This window comes from Streptomyces sp. NPDC052236 (genome assembly GCF_044548015.1).
Taxonomy (GTDB): Bacteria; Actinomycetota; Actinomycetes; order Streptomycetales; family Streptomycetaceae; genus Streptomyces.
This window is the reverse complement of the sequence record NZ_JBIUBL010000044.1, coordinates 26390-47485: the sequence shown is the minus strand read 5'-3', so window position 1 is coordinate 47485 and position 21096 is coordinate 26390. Positions and strand designations below refer to the sequence as shown.

Annotated in this window: 19 protein-coding genes and 1 pseudogene; 12 read left to right on the top strand and 8 right to left on the bottom strand. The window is 70.3% G+C overall.

The window, feature by feature from the left end; genetic code table 11:
* The 4 genes from ACIHCQ_RS41625 to ACIHCQ_RS41610 form a co-directional block, all read left to right on the top strand.
* Positions 1-306, top strand: a 306-nt coding sequence (locus ACIHCQ_RS41625; protein WP_399674206.1) for a flavodoxin-dependent (E)-4-hydroxy-3-methylbut-2-enyl-diphosphate synthase, incomplete at its 5' end; no start/stop codon positions are given.
* A 165-nt stretch (positions 307-471) separates the two neighbouring features.
* On the top strand, positions 472-1314 hold the full coding sequence (locus tag ACIHCQ_RS41620; protein WP_399674205.1) for a GNAT family N-acetyltransferase: 843 nt from the start codon (positions 472-474) through the stop codon (positions 1312-1314).
* Positions 1315-1340: 26 nt separating this feature from the next.
* The gene (locus ACIHCQ_RS41615; protein WP_399674204.1) at positions 1341-1910 is read left to right on the top strand and encodes a GNAT family N-acetyltransferase; all 570 of its coding nucleotides are present in this window, start codon (positions 1341-1343) and stop codon (positions 1908-1910) included.
* A 90-nt stretch (positions 1911-2000) separates the two neighbouring features.
* Entirely contained in the window at positions 2001-3701 is a 1701-nt protein-coding gene (locus ACIHCQ_RS41610; protein ID WP_399674203.1) for a proline--tRNA ligase, read from the top strand.
* 119 nt (positions 3702-3820) lie between these two features.
* On the opposite strand, the gene ACIHCQ_RS41605 is transcribed toward ACIHCQ_RS41610, so the two are convergent.
* Genes ACIHCQ_RS41605 through ACIHCQ_RS41595 form a run of 3 tightly spaced genes read right to left on the bottom strand, consistent with a single transcriptional unit; the run spans position 3821 to position 5567 of the window.
* Complete coding sequence (locus ACIHCQ_RS41605; RefSeq protein WP_399674208.1) at positions 3821-4702, bottom strand: aminoglycoside phosphotransferase family protein; 882 nt, start codon at positions 4700-4702, stop codon at positions 3821-3823.
* Positions 4703-4734: 32 nt separating this feature from the next.
* Positions 4735-5184 carry a ferritin-like domain-containing protein gene (locus tag ACIHCQ_RS41600; protein WP_399674202.1) on the bottom strand — a complete coding sequence of 150 codons (450 nt, stop codon included), beginning with the start codon at positions 5182-5184 and terminating at the stop codon, positions 4735-4737.
* Positions 5181-5567, bottom strand: coding sequence for a hypothetical protein (locus tag ACIHCQ_RS41595; RefSeq protein ID WP_399674201.1), 387 nt, complete (start codon positions 5565-5567; stop codon positions 5181-5183). The genes ACIHCQ_RS41600 and ACIHCQ_RS41595 overlap by 4 nt, the downstream gene beginning before the upstream one ends.
* Before the next feature lie 293 nt (positions 5568-5860).
* Between ACIHCQ_RS41595 and rimP the strand changes: the two genes are divergently transcribed.
* The 8 genes from rimP to ACIHCQ_RS41555 all read left to right on the top strand — a co-directional run bounded on the left by rimP (position 5861) and on the right by ACIHCQ_RS41555 (position 14247).
* Positions 5861-6358 (top strand): ribosome maturation factor RimP, encoded by a 498-nt coding sequence (gene rimP / locus ACIHCQ_RS41590; RefSeq protein WP_399674200.1) that lies wholly within the window; start codon positions 5861-5863, stop codon positions 6356-6358.
* 2 nt (positions 6359-6360) lie between these two features.
* Positions 6361-7392: a transcription termination factor NusA gene (gene nusA / locus ACIHCQ_RS41585; protein ID WP_399674199.1), complete on the top strand. Its 1032-nt coding sequence runs from the start codon at positions 6361-6363 to the stop codon at positions 7390-7392.
* A gap of 140 nt (positions 7393-7532) precedes the next feature.
* The gene (locus tag ACIHCQ_RS41580) at positions 7533-7811 is read left to right on the top strand and encodes a YlxR family protein (protein ID WP_399674198.1); all 279 of its coding nucleotides are present in this window, start codon (positions 7533-7535) and stop codon (positions 7809-7811) included.
* A gap of 158 nt (positions 7812-7969) precedes the next feature.
* On the top strand, positions 7970-11113 hold the full coding sequence (infB, locus tag ACIHCQ_RS41575) for a translation initiation factor IF-2 (protein ID WP_399674197.1): 3144 nt from the start codon (positions 7970-7972) through the stop codon (positions 11111-11113).
* A 172-nt stretch (positions 11114-11285) separates the two neighbouring features.
* Positions 11286-11579, top strand: a complete 294-nt coding sequence (locus ACIHCQ_RS41570) for a DUF503 domain-containing protein (protein WP_399674196.1) — start codon at positions 11286-11288, stop codon at positions 11577-11579.
* 25 nt (positions 11580-11604) lie between these two features.
* Complete coding sequence (gene rbfA, locus ACIHCQ_RS41565; RefSeq protein ID WP_399674195.1) at positions 11605-12126, top strand: 30S ribosome-binding factor RbfA; 522 nt, start codon at positions 11605-11607, stop codon at positions 12124-12126.
* Complete coding sequence (truB, locus tag ACIHCQ_RS41560; RefSeq protein WP_399674194.1) at positions 12123-13022, top strand: tRNA pseudouridine(55) synthase TruB; 900 nt, start codon at positions 12123-12125, stop codon at positions 13020-13022. Before rbfA ends, truB begins: the two co-directional genes overlap by 4 nt.
* A gap of 259 nt (positions 13023-13281) precedes the next feature.
* The gene (locus ACIHCQ_RS41555) at positions 13282-14247 is read left to right on the top strand and encodes a bifunctional riboflavin kinase/FAD synthetase (RefSeq protein ID WP_399674193.1); all 966 of its coding nucleotides are present in this window, start codon (positions 13282-13284) and stop codon (positions 14245-14247) included.
* Positions 14248-14257: 10 nt separating this feature from the next.
* On the opposite strand, the gene ACIHCQ_RS41550 is transcribed toward ACIHCQ_RS41555, so the two are convergent.
* The 5 genes and pseudogenes from ACIHCQ_RS41550 to ACIHCQ_RS41530 all read right to left on the bottom strand — a co-directional run bounded on the left by ACIHCQ_RS41550 (position 14258) and on the right by ACIHCQ_RS41530 (position 21045).
* Positions 14258-15229, bottom strand: coding sequence for an ABC transporter ATP-binding protein (locus ACIHCQ_RS41550; protein WP_399674192.1), 972 nt, complete (start codon positions 15227-15229; stop codon positions 14258-14260).
* A gap of 1096 nt (positions 15230-16325) precedes the next feature.
* Positions 16326-17294, bottom strand: a pseudogene (locus ACIHCQ_RS41545) (ABC transporter ATP-binding protein); the annotation flags it as partial.
* Positions 17291-18184, bottom strand: coding sequence for an ABC transporter permease (locus ACIHCQ_RS41540; protein WP_399674191.1), 894 nt, complete (start codon positions 18182-18184; stop codon positions 17291-17293). The gene ACIHCQ_RS41540 and the pseudogene ACIHCQ_RS41545, both read right to left, overlap by 4 nt.
* On the bottom strand, positions 18181-19230 hold the full coding sequence (locus ACIHCQ_RS41535; RefSeq protein ID WP_399674190.1) for an ABC transporter permease: 1050 nt from the start codon (positions 19228-19230) through the stop codon (positions 18181-18183). Before ACIHCQ_RS41535 ends, ACIHCQ_RS41540 begins: the two co-directional genes overlap by 4 nt.
* Before the next feature lie 3 nt (positions 19231-19233).
* Positions 19234-21045 (bottom strand): ABC transporter substrate-binding protein, encoded by a 1812-nt coding sequence (locus ACIHCQ_RS41530; protein ID WP_399674189.1) that lies wholly within the window; start codon positions 21043-21045, stop codon positions 19234-19236.
* Positions 21046-21096: the final 51 nt, after the last annotated feature.

The window sequence follows — 21096 nt, the reverse complement described above, 5'->3', positions numbered from 1 at the left end:
AAGCTCGCGGACCAGGTCAGTGCGGGTCTGGAGGGCATGGAGGTGCCGCTGCGGGTGGCGGTGATGGGGTGTGTCGTCAACGGTCCCGGTGAGGCTCGTGAGGCGGACCTCGGTGTCGCGTCGGGCAACGGCAAGGGGCAGATCTTCGTCAAGGGCGAGATCATCAAGACCGTGCCCGAGTCGAAGATCGTGGAGACCCTCATCGAAGAGGCACTGAAGATCGCCGAACAGATGGAGAAGGACGGCGTCCCCTCCGGTGTGCCGGTGGTCGACGCGGTCGGCGAGCCGGAGCCCTCGCGCGGCTGACCCCTTTCCTTTCACCGGCTTTCCTTTCATCGGCCCCGCCGCACGCCCACCGCGTGCGGCGGGGCTTTTGTGTGGGCCCGGCAGCCCGGGGCAGGGGCTTCTCGGCACGCCCTGGAGCCGCCAGGTACAGTGCGAGAACCAGCAGACCGTATGGTGAGGCCCCTCGTGTTGACGCAGACGACCACCCGGGTCCTCGAACCCCGCGACCTCGGAGCAGCGCTCGCCATCCTGGAGAGCGAGCCCGTGGTGAATGCTTTCGTCACCGCTCGCGTCCAGGTCGCCGGGCTCGACCCCTGGCGCCTCGGCGGCGAGATGTGGGGCTGGTACGCCGACGGGCGGCTGCGCTCCCTCTGCTACTCCGGCGCCAACCTCGTGCCCATCTGCGCGACCCCCGAGGCCGTACGCGCCTTCGCCGACCGTGCGCGCAGGGCGGGCCGCCGCTGCTCCTCCATCGTCGGACCTGCCGACGCCGCCACCCAGCTGTGGCGGCTGCTGGAGCCGGCCTGGGGCCCCGCCAGGGACGTACGCCTGCGCCAGCCGCTCATGATCGCCGAGCGGGTCCCCGACGACATAGCCCCCGACCCGTACGTCCGCCGCATCACCCAGGACGAGGTCGGCGTGATCATGCCGGCGTGCGTGGCGATGTTCACCGAAGAGGTCGGCATCTCGCCGATGGCCGGTGACGGCGGACTGCTCTACCAGGCCCGGGTGGCCGAACTCGTCACCGCCGGGCGGGCTTTCGCCCATATCCATGACGGCAGGGTCGTCTTCAAGGCCGAGATCGGCGCGGCCACCTCCAGGGCCTGCCAGATCCAGGGAGTCTGGGTCGCCCCGGAATTCCGCGGCCGCGGACTGTCCGAGACCGGCATGGCGGCCGTACTGCGCTACGCCCTGGATGTCGCGCCGGTGGTCAGCCTGTACGTGAACGACTACAACACCCCGGCCAGGGCCGCGTACCGGCGGGTGGGCTTCCGCGAGGTCGGGGCCTTCATGAGCGTGCTGTTCTGAACGCGTGCGCGAAGTAGGGTTCGCGCATGGCAGCACTTTCAGGAGGCCGGCCCCAGACCCCCAGCGTCGAGATCGCACCGGTCAATCTCGCCGCACGCGTGGACGACGCGCTCGCGGTGCAGGCCGTCGCCTTCGGCCTCAGCGACGACGAGATCGACGTACGCCGCCACATCGTCCTACGGCACCTTCTGTACCCCGGGGCCCGCGCGCTCGGCGCGATGACGGAGTCCGGACGCCTCGTCGGATTCGTCTACGGCATGCCGAACGACCGCGGCCACTGGTGGTCCACCGTCGTCGAGCCGTACCTGCGCGCCACCGGCACCGACGACTGGCTCGACGACTCCTTCGTCATCACCGAACTCCATGTCCTGCCCGGCTTCCAGGGGCGGGGCATCGGCCGCTCGCTGATCACTACGATCACCGACAGCGCGGAGCAGCCGCGCTCCATCCTCTCCGCGATCGACTCCGAGAGCCCGGCCCGCGGCCTGTACCGCGCGCTGGGCTACCGCGACCTCGCGCGGCATGTGCTGTTCCCCAGCGCGCCCAGTCCGTACGCCGTCATGGGCGCGGCGCTGCCGCTGCTGCGCGCCCACTGATTTCCGCGGTGGAATCGGTTACTGATTTCCGCCTGCCGGTACGCCCCGGATAACCTCCTGCTCATCACACATTCCGAGCAGGAGTTCACCATGGCCCAGGCCCCGGTCCAGCGCATGTCCCGTCTGATGGTCAAGACATTGCGTGACGACCCGGCGGACGCCGAGACGCTGAATCACAAGCTGCTCGTGCGCGCCGGCTACGTGCGTCGTACGTCCGCCGGCATCTGGAGCTGGTTGCCGCTCGGCAAGAAGGTCCTGGAGAACATCACCCGGGTCGTACGCGAAGAGATGGACGCCATGGGCGGCCAGGAGGTGCTGCTCCCGGCGCTGCTGCCCAAGGAGGCGTACGACGCGAGCGGCCGGTACGAGGAGTACGGCGACCTGCTGTTCCGCCTCAAGGACCGCAAGGGAGCGGACTACCTGCTGGGCCCCACGCACGAAGAGATCTTCACCCAGATCGTCAAGGACCAGTGCACGTCCTACAAGGACCTGCCGGTGATCCTCTACCAGATCCAGACGAAGTACCGCGACGAGGCCCGTCCGCGCGCCGGTGTGCTGCGGGGACGCGAGTTCCAGATGAAGGACTCGTACTCCTTCGACACAACGGACGAGGGCCTGGCCGAGTCGTACGCGCTGCACCGCGAGACGTACATCCGGATCTTCGAGCGGCTCGGCCTCGACCACCGCATCGTCTCGGCGGTCTCGGGTGCGATGGGCGGCTCGGCCTCCGAGGAGTTCCTGGCCCCGGCGCCGGCGGGCGAGGACACGTTCGTCGACTGCCCGGCGTGTGACTACGCGGCCAACACGGAGGCGGTCACTTTCGTGGCGACCGACGGGGACGCCTCGTCCCACGGGCCGGTCGAGGAGCTGGACACGCCCGACACCCCCACGATCGAGACCCTCGCCGCGCACCTGGATGTCCCGGCGTCGGCGACCCTGAAGAACCTGCTGGTCAAGGTGGACGGCGAGATTGTCGCGGTCGGCGTACCCGGCGACCGCGAGGTGGACCTCGGCAAGCTCGGCGAGCACCTGGCCCCGGCGGAGGTCGAGCTGGTCACCGCGGAGGACTTCGAGGGGCGCCCCGACCTCGTACGCGGCTATGTCGGCCCGCAGGGCCTGGAGAAGGTCCGCTACCTCGCCGACCCGCGCATCGCGCGGGGCACCGCGTGGATCACGGGCGCGAACAAGCCCGGCACGCATGCGCGCAATGTCGTCTGCGGCCGTGACTTCGAGGTGGACCAGTACCTCGACGTGGTCGTGGTGCGGGAGGGCGACCCCTGCCCGAAGTGCGGGACCGGCCTGAAGCTGGACCGCGCGATCGAGATCGGCCACATCTTCCAGCTGGGCCGCAAGTTCGCGGACGTCTTCCAGCTGGACGTGCTGGGCCAGCAGGGCAAGCCGGTCCGGGTGACGATGGGCTCGTACGGCATCGGCGTCTCCCGCGCGGTGGCGGCCCTGGCCGAACAGACGGCGGACGACAAGGGCCTGTGCTGGCCCCGCGAGATCGCCCCGGCGGACGTCCACGTGGTGGCGGCGGGCAAGGCGCTCCAGACGGAACTGGCGCTCGAGGTCGCCGAGAAACTGTCGGCGGCGGGCCTGCGGGTGCTGGTCGACGAGCGACCCGGTGTCTCGCCGGGCGTGAAGTTCACGGACGCGGAGCTGATCGGCGTCCCGAAGATCCTGGTGGCGGGGCGGCGGTCGGCGGAGGGCGTGGTGGAGCTGAAGGACAGGCGGACGGGGGAGCGGGAGGAACTGACGGTGGAGGCCGCGGTGGCGCGCCTCAGCGCGTGACCTTGCGGGGTGCGGGTCTCTTGTCGGGGGCGCTGCCCCCGAACCCCCGGTACGGCCGAAGGCCGTACCGGGGGTTCGGGGGGCGGAGCCCCTTGGTTAAGGGATGGGGCGGGGTGGGGCTACAGCCAGCTCGCGAACTCCATGCACAGCTCCCCCTCCTGCCTCCGCCCCGCCCCCACCGCCCTCGCCCCCGACTCCACCGCCCGGAACAGCGTCCACCCCCGCAGCCGCTCCCGGTCCACCTCCAACGAGTCCGCCAGCCTGCCGACCCGCCGACGCGTCGCCGACGGCCCCGCCGAAGTGGCGATCAGGTCATCGATCCGGTCCCGGGCCAGCCGCGCCAGGTCGTAGGCGCGTTCGCCCACCAGTGGCTCGGGGCCGACCGCGAGCCAGGGAGTGCGGTCTGCGGCCAGGACCTTGCCCTGGCGGAAGTTGCCGTGCAGCAGCAGAAGCTCGGACGAGGACGCGATGAGCTCGTCGCGCGCCGCGAGAGCCGCCGCGACCAGGTCCGCCGTCGCCGGGTCGGCGAAGGCGGAGGCCCGCAGCGCCTCCGCCTGACCCGCCGTGTGCTCGGCGACCGTCCGGAACCCGTGGTCCGCCGGCGGCTCGACCCACAGCCGCCGTACCGTCCCCGCCGCCTCCAGCAGCGCCTTCGCCTCCGGCAGCGACCGCAGCGAGACCTCCGGGTGCAGCCGTTCCAGCAGCAGCGCACCGTCCGAGTACGCCAGCAGACGTACCGTGCCCCAGCCGTCCCAGTGCTCCAGCGCCGCCCGCTCCAGCGCGGGCGCGGCGAACGGCGGGGCGATCTTCAGCGTGGCGGGGGTGCCGTCCGGCTGACGTACGAGAACGACCAGGCTGCTCCGGCCGCCCGGTGCCATCACCCGCTCGACGGCCAGCCCGTGCCGGTCCACTGCCTCCTGGGTGAGCTCGGGCAACCGCCGGAGCCAGTCGTTATTCTCGCCGACTGCCCGGACGAGCCGCTGCGGCGGTTCGAAAGCCACGAAAGCCATACGTCCGTCGTTCCCTTTCCGCTTCAGCGCGCTCCACTCCCGGTCTGCTCGGCGAGCCCAGGAAAGGCTACGCCGGTGCCGCGCCAGCGCACCGCGCGGACGGCCGCCTCACGCAGCGCACTCGCGGCCTCCCGGCGCAGCGGCCCCGAGCCGGCCCGTACGAGATCGGCGTAGACACCCGCGACGCGGTCCTCGATCACCGCGGCGAGGCGCACCGCTGCGGCACTGTCCTCCACCGGGAAGGGCAGCGCGTACGCGGCGGAGGCCGCGACCGGCTTGCCGCCCAGGTCGCGTGCCGTGCGCGCCATCGCGTCCCGGCGGGCCCGGTGGGACGTGTACGCGGCGGTGGCCTCGGCCTCGCGGTCGTCGCCCATCCGGCCGCCGGCGATCCCGTACCCGTACACCGCCGCGTGTTCCGCGGCCAGCGCCGCCTGCACGGCGTTCAGCGTGCTCTTCGTGCTCCTCGTGCTCATCGTGCGTCCGCCTTCGTCAGGAGGTACGCGTGGGCGGCGCCGGCCGCCGCCACCGAGGCCAGCAGGCGGGCGAGTTCGGGCTCCGCGTCGCTCAGCGACGCGGTGTGCGCGTCGGAGGTACGCCGCTCGGCCGCCGCCAGTGCCTTCAGCGCGTCCCCGGGACCGGCAGGAACGGGCGAAGCCGCCAGAGAGGGGGCAGAGGCCGGAGCGACCGTTCCGGCAAGCGCCGTCACATGCTCCGCGACCGCCGCCCGCAGCGGAGTCAATCGCCCGGCCAGCGAAGGGTGCCGATTCAGCACGGCGTCATACTGATCCCGCAGCGCCACGCTCGTCGCGGCGAGCCTGACCCGCTCCGCGGCCTGCTTGCGAGCGGCATCGGGCACCGACCCCGACGTACGCCGTTCCGCCGACTCTCCGGCCGAACACCCCGTCAAGCCCGTAAAAAGTCCGGCCGCCGCGACCGCCCCTGTCGCCATCAGCGCACGTCTCCGTGTCGTCCCCGTGCGCCCCACGCAACTCTCCCTCGGACCTCGCCCTGATCATCCTGATCATCGCCGCAGGCGAGCGTACCCGCGGGTCAGCCACAGGTGGACGGCAACACCCCCCGCGACCGGATACCCTTTGACCTGACACACGACGATCCAACAACAGCACACGCGGCCGAGGAGTCACCCGGATGAGCACCACCCAGAGCGAGAGGCTGCGCGGGCTGCTGGAACCGCTCGTCAGCGCCGCGGACCTGGATCTCGAAGAGATCGAGGTGTCCCGGGCGGGCAGGCGCCGCATGCTGAGGATCATCGTGGACTCCGAAGAGGGCGCCACGCTGGACGCCTGTGCGGAGCTGAGCCGCGCCGTCTCCGAGAAGCTGGACGAGACGGACGCGATGGGCGAGGAAGAGTATGTCCTCGAAGTGAGTTCCCCGGGCGCCGACCGCCCCCTGCTCCAGCACCACCACTACGTACGCGCCACAGGGCGGCTGGCAAAGTTCCAGCTCAACGACGGCGACGAGTTCGTGGCGCGCATCCTCACCGTGGACGACGAGGGACTCGACCTCGAAATTCCGGGCGTGAAAGGGCGCAAGCCCACCGCCCGCCGTGTCGCTTTCGCGGACATCGCCAAGGCACGCGTAGAGCTTGAGTTCAGCCGCAAGGACAAGAAGGAAGAGGAGGCGTAGCCGTGGACATCGACGTAAAGCTCCTGAAGGGCTTGGCACAAGAGAAGGAGATCCCCTTTGACCTGCTGGTCGAGGCGATCGAGTCGGCCCTCCTCATCGCGTACCACCGCACCGAGGGCAGCCGCAGGCACGCGCGCGTCGTGCTCAGCCGGGACACCGGCCATGTGACGGTGTGGGCGAAGGAAGACCCCGCGGACCTCGATGAGGGCCAGGAGCCCAAGGAATTCGACGACACCCCGTCGGACTTCGGGCGCATCGCCGCGACCACCGCCCGCCAGGTGATCCAGCAGCGGCTGCGGGACGCCGAGAACGACGTCACCTTCGGCGAGTACTCCCGCCGCGAGGGCGATGTCGTCGCCGGCATGGTGCAGCAGGGCAAGGACCCCAAGAACGTCCTGGTCAGGCTGGACGACAAGCTGGAGGCGATCCTGCCGGTGCAGGAGCAGGTGCCCGGCGAGGAGTACACCCACGGCCTGCGGCTGCGTACGTACGTGGTGCGCGTCGCCAGGGGCGTCCGCGGCCCGTCCGTGACCCTGTCCCGCACCCACCCGAACCTCGTGAAGAAGCTTTTCGCGCTGGAGGTCCCGGAAATCGCGGACGGGTCGGTCGAGATCTCGGCGATCGCCCGTGAGGCGGGTCACCGCACCAAGATCGCCGTCCGCTCGACGCGCTCCGGCCTCAACCCGAAGGGCGCCTGCATTGGCCCGATGGGCAGTCGTGTGCGTAATGTCATGGCCGAACTGCACGGCGAGAAGATCGACATTGTCGACTGGTCGGACGACCCGGCCGAGATGGTGGCGAACGCCCTTTCACCGGCGCGTGTCAGCAAGGTCGAGATCGTCGACCTGGCGGCGCGCTCCGCGCGGGTGACGGTCCCCGACTACCAGCTGTCGCTGGCGATCGGCAAGGAGGGGCAGAACGCCCGCCTGGCCGCCCGCCTCACCGGCTGGCGCATCGACATCCGTTCGGACATGGAGCAGAGCGACGACCAGGGCGCGCACCAGCGCTCCGACCGGGGCTCCGACCGCCGCTGACCAGTCACTGACCAGTGCTGAGGAATGAATCCCGGCGGGACCCTGTTCTGTGAATGGTGGGATCCGGCCTGGATCCGGACAACAACCGTTCGATTTTTGCCCCGCGCGGGTGATGTCGGTGCGGGGAGGTAGACTTAAACGTGTCTGGCCGGACGCAGACCAGCGCATGCCCTGAGCGAACCTGTGTGGGTTGCCGGGAGCGAGCGGCCAAGACCGATCTGCTGCGCATCGTGATGACCGGGGAATCATGCGTCCCCGATGATCGCGGTACGCTGCCCGGCCGGGGTGCTTACGTACACCCCGCCTTGGTCTGCATCGACCTGGCGGTCCGCCGCCGAGCGTTCCCCCGGGCCTTCAAGGTCAAGGGGCCGCTCGATACCGCGGATGTACGCCGGTACGTCGAGCAGGCAGCACCGTAAGAAACCGCAAGAAGAAGCACGGCACGGATTCCCGTGCGGTCAGGTACCTCGCGAGTTGGAAGTAGGTCGAGATTGCGATGAGCACTCGATGAGTACGCGATGAGTACGCCCATGAAGTAGCGACGGTCCGGCGGTAACCCGGACCTAAAAGGAGCGAAGTGGCTAAGGTCCGGGTATACGAACTCGCCAAGGAGTTCGGAGTTGAGAGCAAGGTCGTCATGGCCAAGCTCCAAGAACTCGGTGAATTCGTCCGTTCGGCGTCCTCGACGATCGAGGCGCCGGTTGTACGCAAATTGACTGACGCACTGCAGGGGCCCGGCGGCAACGCCGGCAAGTCCGCTGCCAAGCCCGGCGCGCCCCGCAAGGCCGCGCCTTCCCCCGCGGCGGCCAACCGCCCCGGTGGTACCCCTACGCCCGGCGCGCCCTCACCGGCGCCGTCGGCCCGTCCCGGTGCTCCCAAGCCCGGCGTCCCGGCCAAGCCGGCCGCAGCCGAGGCTCCTCCGGCGAGCACCACCCCCTCCGCGGCCCCGGCTTCCGGTGGCCCGCGTCCGGGTCCCAAGCCGCCGACGCCGGCCAAGCCGGCTCCGGTGACTCCGGTTCCCGCGGCCGAGTTCTCGGCCCCCGAGCCGGCGCAGCCCACCGCACCGCAGGCCTCGCGGCCCGCGGCTGCTCCCGGGCCGCGCCCCACGGGCGCCCGTCCGGCTCCGGCCGGCGGTCAGCGCGACAGCGGCCGTGGCGGCGAGCGCGGCGGCGAGCGTCCGGCACGTCCCGGCGGTCAGGGCGCCCAGCGCCCCGGCGGTCGTCCGGCCGGTCCCCGTCCGGGAAACAACCCCTTCACCTCTGGTGGCTCCACCGGTATGGCGCGCCCGCAGGCGCCCCGTCCGGGTGGCGCGCCGCGTCCCGGTGGTGCCGCTCCCGGCGCCCCGCGTCCGCAGGGTGGCCCCGGTGGCGCACCGCGCCCGCAGGGCCAGGGTGGCGGCGGTTCTCGTCCGACTCCGGGCGGCATGCCCCGTCCGCAGGCTTCGCCCCGTCCCGGTGGCGGTCCTGCCGGTAACCGTCCGAACCCGGGCATGATGCCGCAGCGTCCCGCCGCGGCTCCCCGTCCTGGTGGCGGTCCTGGTGGCGGCGGTGGCCGTGGTCCCGGTACCGGCGGCGCAGGCCGTCCCGGTGGCGCGGGTGCCGGTCGTCCCGGCGGCGGCGGCTTCGCCGGTCGTCCGGCCGGTCCCGGCGGCGGCGGTCGCCCCGGTGGTGGCGGCGGCTTCGCCGGTCGTCCCGGCGGTCCTGGTGGCCCCGGTGGCGGTGGCGGCTTCGGTGGTGGCGGCGGTGGCCGTCCCGGCTTCGGCGGACGTCCGGGTGGTCCCGGTGGCCGTGGTGGCACACAGGGCGCCTTCGGCCGTCCCGGCGGCCCCGCGCGTCGTGGCCGTAAGTCGAAGCGGCAGAGGCGCCAGGAGTACGAGGCCATGCAGGCCCCGTCGGTCGGCGGCGTGATGCTGCCTCGCGGCAACGGCGAAGCAATTCGCCTGTCGCGCGGTGCGTCGCTCACCGACTTCGCGGAGAAGATCAACGCCAACCCGGCGTCGCTCGTCGCGGTCATGATGAACCTCGGCGAAATGGTCACCGCGACCCAGTCCGTCTCCGACGACACGCTGAAGATGCTGGCGTCCGAGATGAACTACACGGTTCAGATCGTCAGCCCGGAGGAGGAGGACCGCGAGCTTCTCGAGTCCTTCGACATCGAGTTCGGCGAGGACGAGGGCGGCGAGGAGATGCTCGTCTCCCGTCCGCCGGTCGTGACCGTCATGGGTCACGTCGACCACGGTAAGACGCGCCTCCTCGACGCCATCCGCAAGACGAACGTCGTTGCGGGCGAGGCCGGCGGTATTACGCAGCACATCGGTGCGTACCAGGTCGGTACCGAGGTCAACGGTGAAGAGCGCAAGATCACCTTCATCGACACCCCGGGCCACGAGGCGTTCACCGCCATGCGTGCCCGTGGTGCCAAGTCGACCGACATCGCGATCCTCGTGGTCGCGGCCAACGACGGCGTCATGCCGCAGACGATCGAGGCGCTGAACCACGCCAAGGCCGCCGGCGTCCCGATCGTCGTCGCGGTCAACAAGATCGACGTCGAGGGCGCGGACCCGGTCAAGGTGCGCGGTCAGCTCACCGAGTTCGGTCTGGTCGCCGAGGAGTACGGCGGCGACACGATGTTCGTCGACATCTCCGCCAAGCAGGGTCTGCACATCGACTCCCTGCTGGAGGCCGTGGTCCTGACCGCGGACGCCTCGCTCGATCTCCGCGCCAACGCGGAGATGGACGCGCAGGGTATTGCGATCGAGGCTCACCTCGACCGTGGCCGTGGCGCCGTCGCCACCGTGCTTGTCCAGCGCGGAACGCTCCGCGTCGGTGACACGATGGTCGCCGGTGACGCGTATGGCCGGGTCCGGGCGATGCTCGACGACAACGGCAACAACGTCGAGGTAGCGGGTCCGTCGACCCCCGTCCTGGTCCTGGGTCTCACCAACGTCCCCGGCGCCGGCGACAACTTCCTCGTGGTCGACGAGGACCGTACGGCCCGCCAGATCGCCGAGAAGCGCGCTGCGCGTGAGCGCAACGCCGCCTTCGCCAAGCGCACCCGCCGGGTGTCCCTCGAGGACCTCGACCAGGTGCTCAAGGCCGGTCTGGTCCAGGATCTCAACATCATCATCAAGGGCGATGCGTCCGGTTCGGTGGAGGCTCTCGAGTCCTCGCTGCTCCAGCTCGACGTCGGCGAAGAGGTGGAGATCCGGGTCCTGCACCGTGGTGTGGGTGCGGTCACCGAGTCGGACATCGACCTGGCGATGGGCTCCGACGCCATCGTCATCGGGTTCAACGTCCGTGCGGCCGGTCGTGCCGCGCAGATGGCGGACCGCGAGGGCGTCGACGTCCGGTACTACTCGGTGATCTACCAGGCCATCGAGGAGATCGAGGCAGCCCTCAAGGGCATGCTCAAGCCGGAATTCGAAGAGGTCGAGCTCGGTACGGCGGAGATCCGCGAGGTCTTCCGCTCGTCCAAGCTGGGCAACATCGCGGGTGTTCTCGTCCGCTCCGGCGAGGTCAAGCGCAACACCAAGGCCAGGCTCCTGCGCGATGGCAAGGTCATCGCGGAGAACCTCAACATCGAGGGTCTGCGCCGCTTCAAGGACGACGTCACTGAGATCCGCGAAGGCTTCGAGGGCGGTATCAACCTCGGAAACTTCAACGACATCAAGATCGACGACGTCATCGCGACGTACGAGATGCGCGAGAAGCCTCGCGGCTGATCGTCCCGTCCTACGGCACAGGTTGCCGTAAGTCGTACAGCGTCAGTCGGGGCCGGTCGGCGGAGCATATTTCCGTCGATCGGCCCCGGCTGTTGCGTGTACGGTTCTGATGTCCCTGCCAAGTCGTTGGCGGGGGACGTCTAACCCGCACCGGCGGGATATCCGGACACACATGTACGTGGGGACACTGTCCTTTGATCTGCTCCTCGGCGACGTACGGTCGTTGAAGGAGAAACGCTCCGTCGTCCGGCCGATAGTCGCCGAACTCCAGCGCAAATACGCGGTGAGTGTGGCGGAGGTCGCCGACCAGGATCTGCACCGCAGGGCCAGGATCGGCGTGGCGGTGGTGTCGGGGGACACGGTCCACCTCACAGACGTACTGGACCGGTGCGAGCGCATGGTCGCCGGCCGGCCCGAAGTGGAGCTGTTGTCGGTACGACGCCGACTGCACAGCGACGAAGACTGAGCAAGGAAATGAAGGAGAAGGACCAGTGGCCGACAACGCGCGGGCGAAGAAGCTGGCGGACCTCATCCGGGAGGTGGTCGCGGAGAAGCTGCAGCGCGGCATCAAGGACCCTCGGCTGGGCACGCACGTGACCATCACGGACACCCGCGTCACCGGTGACCTGCGGGAGGCCACGGTCTTCTACACGGTTTACGGGGACGACGAGGACCGGGCGAGCGCGGCAGCCGGGCTGGAGAGCGCCAAGGGCGTCCTGCGGTCGGCGGTCGGGGCGGCGGCGAAGACGAAGTTCACGCCCACCCTCACTTTTGTGGCGGACGCGCTCCCGGAGAATGCCAAGACGATCGAGGACCTCCTCGACAAGGCGCGGGCCATCGACGAGAAGGTACGGGAGGTGTCCTCGGGCGCGGCGTACGCGGGCGAGGCCGACCCGTACCGCAAGCCTGAGGACGAGGTCGAGGCCGACGAGGCCGAGACAGCGTCCGAGGCAGGGCCCGAGGCCGGGTCCAAGACTGCCGGGTCCAAGACTGAGGATGAAGCCTCGGAATGACAGAGCAGAACAAGACGCCGGACGGCCTTGTCATCGTTGACAAGCCGTCCGGCTTCACTTCGCATGACGTCGTCGCCAAGATGCGCGGCATCGCCCGGACCCGGCGGGTCGGGCACGCGGGCACGCTGGACCCCATGGCCACCGGTGTGCTGGTACTCGGCGTCGAGAAGGCCACCAAGCTTCTCGGTCACCTCGCGCTGACCGAGAAGGAGTACCTCGGCACGATCAGGCTCGGCCAGAACACCGTCACCGACGACGCGGAGGGCGAGACCACCTCGTCCGCCGACGCCTCCTCGGTCACCCGGGAGGCCATTGACGCGGGCGTCGCCCGGCTGACCGGCGCGATCATGCAGGTGCCGTCGAAGGTCAGCGCCATCAAGATAGACGGCAAGCGGTCGTACGCGCGGGTGCGCGGCGGCGAGGAGTTCGAGATCCCGGCGCGGCCGGTCACCGTGTCCTCGTTCACCGTGTACGACGTACGGCAGGCCGTCGCCGAGGACGGGACGCCGGTCGTGGACCTGGTCGTCTCCGTGGTCGCCTCCTCCGGTACGTACATCCGCGCGCTCGCTCGCGACCTCGGGGGTGGTCTTGGCGTCGGCGGGCATCTGACGGCGCTGCGGCGGACCAGGGTCGGTCCGTACGGAATCGACGCGGCGAAGACGCTCGACCAGCTCCAGGAGGAGCTGATCGTGATGCCGATCGCCGATGCCGCGGCGGCGGCGTTCGCGCGCTGGGACGTGACCGGGCAGCAGGCGAAGCTGCTGCTCAACGGCGTACGGCTGGACATGCCCGCGTACGACAGGACGCCCGTGGCGGCGTTCGGTCCCGACGGGCGTTTGCTGGCGCTGGTGGAGGAGCAGAAGGGCAGGGCGAAGAGCCTTGCGGTCTTCGGCTGAGCCTGGCCTTCGCTGAGCTCATCGTGGAACGGGCACGGCCGTTGCCCGTTCCACGATCCCCCTCCTCAGAGGGTCTGTCCGCCCCGGCGGCCGGATTCACCCCACCGGGCAGGCGCTTGGAGGGAACCAAGGGGTCACTGGGGGGCGCTTTCGGACAGCGGCCCGATGCGGACCGACGGCCACGGGCATGGCAGTCTTAGACCTGCGTCATCGGCGCATTCACGTTCACGTACACAGGTTCGGGCGAGGAGCGGTCACAGTGCAGCGCTGGCGTGGCTTGGAGGACATCCCCCAGGACTGGGGGCGCAGCGTCGTCACCATCGGCTCCTACGACGGGGTGCACCGCGGCCACCAGCTGATCATCGGCCGGGCCGTGGAGCGGGCGCGTGAGCTGGGGGTGCCGTCGGTCGTGGTGACCCTCGACCCGCACCCCAGCGAGGTCGTACGCCCCGGCACCCACCCGCCGCTGCTCGCGCCGCACCACAGGCGGGCAGAGCTGATGGCGGAGCTGGGCGTCGACGCGGTGCTCATTCTTCCCTTCACCATCGAGTTCTCGAAGCTGTCGCCGGCCGATTTCATCGCGAAGGTGCTGGTCGACAAGCTCCACGCGCGCGCGGTCATCGAGGGCCCGAACTTCCGTTTCGGCCACAAGGCTGCCGGGAACGTGGCCCTGCTGGCCGAGCTCGGCAAGACGTACGACTACGAGGTCGAGGTCATCGACCTGGTCGTGAGCGGCGCGGCGGGCGGCGGCGAGCCGTTCTCCTCGACCCTGACGCGCCGCCTGGTCGCCGACGGCGACGTGGAGGGCGCGGCGGAGATCCTGGGCCGCCCGCACCGGGTCGAGGGCGTGGTGGTGCGCGGGGCGCAGCGCGGCCGTGAGCTCGGCTACCCGACGGCGAACGTGGAGACGCTGCCGCACACCGCGATTCCGGCGGACGGGGTGTACGCGGGGTGGCTGACGGCGGACGGCGAGCGGATGCCGGCGGCGATCTCGGTGGGCACGAACCCGCAGTTCGACGGCACGGAGCGGACGGTGGAGGCGTACGCGATCGACCGCGTGGGTCTTGATCTCTACGGGCTGCATGTGGCGGTGGACTTCCTGGCGTATGTGCGGGCGCAGGAGAAGTTCGACTCGATCGAGTCGCTGCTGGAGGCGATCGCGGCGGACGTGAAGAAGTGCCGCGAGCTGACGGAGTCCTACGACACGGGCGCGGCTCGCGGCTGAACCTGCTGTCTCACGCCCAGTGGCAGGCCACCTGCGCCGCCTCCGTCTTGCTGGACAGCACCGGCAGCTCCTTCGTACGACAGCGGTCTGCCACGCCCGCGCGTTCGGCCTCGCCCGAGGCCAGCACCTGGCACCGGGCGTGGAAACGGCAGCCCGACGGGATCCGTGACGGGTCTGGCGGCTCGCCCGTCAGAACCACGGGCGGGGTCTCGGATTCGGGCAGGACGGACAGCAGCGCGCGCGTATACGGATGCTGGGGAGAGGTCAGCACCTCCTCGACGGTGCCCGACTCGACGATCCGGCCGAGGTACATCACCGCGACCCGGTCGGCGATGTTCCAGGCGAGGCCCAGGTCATGGGTCACCACGAGCGCGGCCAGGCCGAGTTCGTCGCGCAGGCGCAGGAGCAGGGCGAGGATCTCGCCCCGTACGGACGCGTCGAGCGAGGCCACCGGCTCGTCCGCGACGATCAACTCGGGCTCCAGCACGAGCGCGCCCGCGATGACCACGCGCTGCCGCTGGCCGCCGGAGAGCTCGTGCGGGTAGCGCAGAAAGAACCGCTCGGGGGGACGGAGCCCGGCGCGAGAGAGCGCCTCGGCGACGGCCTCGCGCTCGTCGCCGGAGTACCGGTGGATCCGCAGGCCCTCGGCGACGGCGTCGTAGACGGTGTGCCGGGGGTTGAGCGACCCGCTCGGGTCCTGGAGGACCAACTGCACGCGCTTCCGGTACGTCTTGAGGGCGCGGGACCTGTAGTCGAGCGGCTGACCGCCGAAGGTGACGCGCCCGGAGGTTGGCGGGACCAGGCCGAGGAGCGAGCGGGCGAGTGTGGTCTTGCCGCAGCCGGACTCACCGACGAGCGCGACGATTTCGCCTGCGCGGATGTCGAGGTCGACACCGTCGACGGCACGGGCGACGGGCCCGCCGCGCCGCCCGGGAAAGGTGACGTGGAGGTCGGTGGCCGAGAGGAGGGGAGGGGTGGTCATGACTGGCTCCTGGTTACGGCACCGGCGGTGGTGAGAATCGGTCTGTGGGCGGGTCGAGTCCGGCGGGTGATCCGACCGGGTCGCCCCGGGCGGCCTGGCCGACCCGCCGATCCCGGCGTCCGGGACGTCCGCGGTGGCCTGGTCGGCCCCGGTTGATCCGCCCGGCCTGCCGGGTCATGGCCGCCGGCGAAGCCCGCCTGCTCGCGGCGCGCGGAACGTGTCCGGTCGCGTCGCCTCACCGGGGCTCCTCGGCCGAAGCGGCAGGGGCCGCCGGAGTATCGAGGCCTGCCGGGTGCCGTGGGGCAGCCGGATCGTCGGGCGTTCCGGGGGCATCGAGCGTCGCAGGCTTCGCTGGGTCGTCCGGAACGGCCGGATCCGCCGGGGCGGTCTGGGCCTCCGGGCTCGCCGGGTTCCCCGAACCGGCCGGGTCTGTCAGAGCGGTCCGCGTCGCTGGGTTCGCCGGATCGGCGGGAGGCGCCGCGCCCCCCGGAGCCCCCGGCTTCCCCGGGCCCGCAGGCATCGCTGCGTTCTCTGAAGCGGCCGGATTCGCCGTGGCGGTCTGGGCACCCGGGTTCGCCGGGCTCCCGGAACCGGCCGGAGAGGCCGGGCCCGCCGGAGCATTGGGCGTCTTCGGAACACGCGGAGCCCTCGGAGTGTCGGGGGCCGCAGGCGTCGCCGCGTCGTCCGAAACGGCGGGGTTTGCCGGATCGGCCGGAGCCTCCGGGCTCGCCGGGGTACCGGAACCTGCTGGAGCGTCGGGCCTCTTTGGAGCTGCCAGTGCATCAGGTGTCGTTGGAGTACCGGGAGCGGCCGGGGTTCCCGGGGCATCGGGTGTCGCAGGCGTCCCTGCGCTGTCCGGAGCCTCCGGGCTCGCCGGGGTGCCGGAACCCGCTGGAGCGTCGGGCCCCTTCGGAGCGTCCGGACCTCCTGGGGCATCGGGTGCCCCCGCGGTCATCAGGCTCCCCGGAGCCGACGCCGCGCTTGCCGCAGCGTCAGGCACGGCCGGAGCCCCCGGAGCGGTCAGTGCATCAGGCGTCGTCGGCGCACGCGCAGCATCGGGTGCGCCGGACGCACCCACCGGCGCCGACGCCCCCGCGCCGCCCCCCACATGCACGCACGCCGCCCTGTGGCCCTCCCCCGCCCACGACAGCGTCTGGTCCTCCTCCGCGCACGCCTCCAGCGCCACCGGGCAGCGCGGGTGGAACGTACAGCCCCCCGGCAGTGCCGCCGGGTCCGGCGGGTCCCCCGGGAGGCCCCGGGGGGACCGGCGTGAAGACGGGTCGCCGATGCGGGGGAAGGCCGCGGACAGCGCGCGGCCGTACGGGTGTTTCGCCGCGTCGTACACCGTGCGGGCCGGGCCCTCCTCGACGATGCGGCCCGCGTACATCACCGCCAGCCGGTCGCACGTGTCCGCCAGCACCGCGAGGTCATGGCTGATCATCAGCAGGCTGATGTCCTGCTCGGCGACCAGCTCCTCGATCAGCCCGAGGATCTGCGCCTGGATCATCACATCCAGCGCGGTCGTCGGCTCGTCGGCGACGATCAGCCGTGGACCGCAGGCCAGCGCCATCGCGATCATCACGCGCTGCCGCTGCCCGCCGGACAGCTCGTGCGGATACGCCTCCGCCCGCGCCGCCGGCAGCCCCACCTGCTGGAGGAGCTCGGCGACGCGCTTCTTCGCCGCCCCCGCAGTCGCCTTCTGGTGCAGCAGCACCGGCTCCGCGATCTGGTCGCCGATCCGGTGCACCGCGTTGAGGGAGTGCATCGCGCCCTGGAAGACGATCGACGCGCCCGCCCACCGCACCGCCCGCAGCCGCCCCCACTTCATCGTGAGGACGTCCTCCCCGTCGAGCAGGATCTCGCCGGTCAGCGTCGCCGACGCGGGCAGCAGCCGCAGCAGCGCCAGCGCCAGCGTCGATTTGCCGCAGCCCGACTCGCCCGCGATGCCCAGCTTCTGGCCCGCGTCGAGGCTGAGATCGACCCCGCGTACGGCGGGTACGGCCCGCGCCCCCGAACCGTACGTAACCCGCAGGTCCTTGATTTCGAGCAGGCGCCCCGCGCTCATCGACTCACTCCCAGCTTCGGATTGAGCACCGTCTCGATCGCGCGCCCGCACAGCGTGAAGGCCAGTGCCACCAGCGCGATCGCGATACCGGGCGGCGCGAGATACCACCAGTGGCCGGACGAGACCGCGCCCGCCTCCCGGGCGTCCTGGAGCATGCCGCCCCAGGAGACGACCGTCGGATCGCCGAGGCCGAGAAACGCAAGCGTCGCCTCGGTCAGGATCGCGCTGGAGATGCCGAGCGTCGTCTGCGCCAGCACCAGCGGCATGACATTGGGCAGCACATGGCGGCTCATGATGTGACCGTGCCCGCCGCCGAGCGCCTTCGCGCGTTCGATGTACGGGCGGGACTCCACCGCGATGGTCTGCGCGCGCACCAGCCGCGCCGTCGTCGGCCAGCTGGTGACGCCGATCGCGATGATGACCGTCCAGATGTTCCGCGACATCACCGTCGCCAGCACGATCGCCAGCACCAGCGCGGGCATCACCAGGAACCAGTCCGTGACCCGCATCAGCACCGTGGAGAGCCAGCCGCCGTAGTGACCGGAGATGATGCCGACAAGGGTGCCAATCGCGACGGAGAGACCCGCGGCCAGCAGCCCCACGGTGAGCGAGATCCTCGCCCCCCACACCATCAGCCCCACCAGCGACCGCCCGAACTGGTCCGTCCCCAGCGGGAATTCACCGCTGGGCCGCTCCAGCGCCGAGCCCGGCGCGTTCGTCACGCTCTGCACGTCCCCGCCGGCGATCAGCGGTGCGCCGACTGCGACGAGGCCGATCAGCACGAGCGCGCCGAGACCGAAGAGCCCCGCCCGGTGCGTACGGTACGAACCCCAGAAGCGGGCCACCGAGTCCCGCCGGCGGGCCCAGATCAACGAACTGGAACTGGTCATCGGCCCACCCGGGGATCGAGCAGCGGATAGAGCAGGTCGGCCAGGAGGTTCATCACAATCATGGCCCCGGCGAAGACGACGAACAGCCCCTGGACGAGCGGCAGATCGGGCACGCTCAGCGCCGCGTAGAACAGCCCGCCGAGACCCGGCCAGGAGAAGACCGTCTCCACCAGGATCGAACCCGCCGCCACATGGCCCAGGTTGATGAAGACCATGGTGACGGTCGGCAGCAGCGCGTTGGGCACGGCATGGCGGCGGCGTACGGTGTCGTCCCGCAGCCCTTTCGCCCGTGCCGTCGTCAGATAGTCGCTGCCCATCTCGTCCAGCAGCGAGGAGCGCATCACCAGCAGCGTCTGCGCGTAGCCGACCGCGACCAGCGTGACGACCGGCAGCACCATGTGGTGGGCGACATCGGTGATGTACGCGAAGCCGGTCTCGTCACCCGACTCCATGCCGCCGGTCGGGAACAGGCCAGGGATCGGCCCGATGCCCACCGAGAAGGTGATGATCAGCAGCAGTCCGAGCCAGAAGGACGGCACGGACCACAGGGTCAGCGCCACCCCCGTGCTGACCTTGTCGCCGAGACTGCCGTGGCGCCACGCGGAGCGGGTGCCGAGCCACAGCCCGATCGCCGAGTAGATCACCACGGCGGCACCGGTGAGCAGCAGCGTCGCCGGCACCTTCTGCGCGATCAGCTCGCCGACGGGCGCGCGGAACTGGTACGAGGTCCCGAGATCACCCGTCAGCGCCTTGGCGCAATAGTCCGTGAACTGCTGCCACATCGGCTGGTCGAGCCCGAACTGACGGCGCAGCGTGGCCAGTTGCTCCGCCGACGTCGGCGTGCCGTGCGTCATGGCCTTCACCGGATCGCCAGGAATGATCCGGAAGAGGAAGAAACTGGTGACGAGCACGGCGAGCAGCGAGATCGCCGCGCCGCCCAGCTTGCCCGCCACATACAGGAGATACGCGCGGGTGTGGCCGCTCCCGGCGCGGGCCTCAGGGGCCCGCGCCACGGCGGTGGTGCCGGTCGTGGATGTGGTGCTCATCGACTACTCACGGTCTTCCGCGGTGGAACGGCGGCGCATCGCGGCGAACAGCCCGAGCCCGGCGGCGAGCACCACGGCCGCGCCGATACCGACCACGACACCCATGGAGGTGCCGCTGTCCGACCCACCGTCACCGGCGGCGGGCTCGGCCGACCACCAGCTCCAGTAGCCGTCCTGGCCCCAGAGATTGCCCGCGGCCTCCGGCATCGTCTTGATGGACTTGATCTGGTCGGTACGGTACGCCTCGACGGCGTTCGGATACGCGAGGACATTCATGTAGCCGGTGTCGTACAGCCGCGATTCCATCTGCTTGACCAGATCGGCCCGCTTGGCCGCGTCGTACTCGACGGCCTGCTTGGCGTACAGATCGTCGTACGGCTTGTCGCAGATGAAGTTGTCGGTCGCGCCGCTGTCCTTGGGGGTGGCGGGCAGCGCCGCGCAGGTGTGGATGGACAGGACGAAGTCGGGGTCGGGGTTCACGGACCAGCCGTCGAAGGCCAGGTCGTAGTCACCCTTGAGCCAGGGGTCGGAGACACTGTCGAGACACTCGACCTTGAGCCCGATGCCGAGCTCGCCCCACCACTCCTGGAGGTACTTGCCGATCGCCTTGTCGTTGGGGTCGGTGGCGTGGCAGAGGATCCGGAAGTCGAGCGCCTTGCCGTCCTTGCCGACGCGCTTGCCGCCACTGTTCTTCTTGTAGCCCGCGTCGTCGAGCAGCTGGGCCGCCTTCGCCGGGTCGTACGCGATTTTCTGGCTCGCCTCGGGCTTCCAGAAGTACGACGCGAAGCGCGGCGGGATGTAGCCCTCGCCCTCGACGGCGTGGCCCTGGAAGACCTTGTCCACGATGGTCTTGCGGTCGGTGGCGTGGAACAGGGCCTTGCGTACGGCCGGGTCGAGCAGGGCCTTGTGGCCGCTGCCGAAGGTCTTGCCGTCCTTGGACCGGGCCCCCGGGTTGGTGGCGAGGGCGAAGAAGCGGCGGCCGGGCGCGTCGTTGACCTTGATGTTCTCGGCGCTCTTCAGGGCCGTGGCCTGGGCCGGGGTGAGGCCCTGGACGAAGGAGACTTCGCCCTTCTGGAGCGCGGCGACCGCCGCGTCACCGTCCTTGTAGTACTTGAGGACCAGCTCGTCGAACTTCGGTGCGCCGCGCCAGAATTCCTTGTTGGGCTTGAGCTTGACGAACTGGTCGACCTTGAAGTCGGTGATGACGAACGGGCCGTTGCCGACGATGGGGAACTTCTTGTCGTTGTTGAACTTCGAGAAGTCGTCCACCTGCTCCCAGACATGCTTGGGCACGATCGGCACATCCAGCGCCGTCATGGTGGCCTGCGGCTTCTTCAGCTCGATGACCAGCGTTTCAGGGCTGGTGGCGGTGACTTTCTTGAAGTTGGCCGTGAAGCTGCCGTTGGCGGTCGCGGCGTTCTCGTCCGTCATCATCTTGTTGAACGTCCAGGCGGCGTCCTCGGCGGTGGCCTGCTTGCCGTCGGACCACTTGGAGTCCTTCCGGATGGTGTACGTCCACGTCAGCTTGTCCGGGGACGACTTCCACTCGGTGGCGAGTCCTGGGACGGTGCGGGCGTCCTTGACGTCGTAGTTCGTCAGATACTCGTACGTCAACCGGTGAATAGTGGTGGAGACCAATTTCTGGGCCAGGAACGGGCTCAGTGAATCCACGCTCTGCGAGACCGCGATCGTCAGGACTTTCTTGTCCTCGCCATCGGCGGCCTGAGCCGTGGGAGTCGCTGCTCCGGCCACCAGTACGGCGGCGGCGCCGGAGGCCAGAAGCACTCGGATGCGGTGTGGAACCTTTGTGGCCATGGACGGACACCTCGCGTCATCACTCGCTGGAAGAAGGCTTCGTGATCTCTG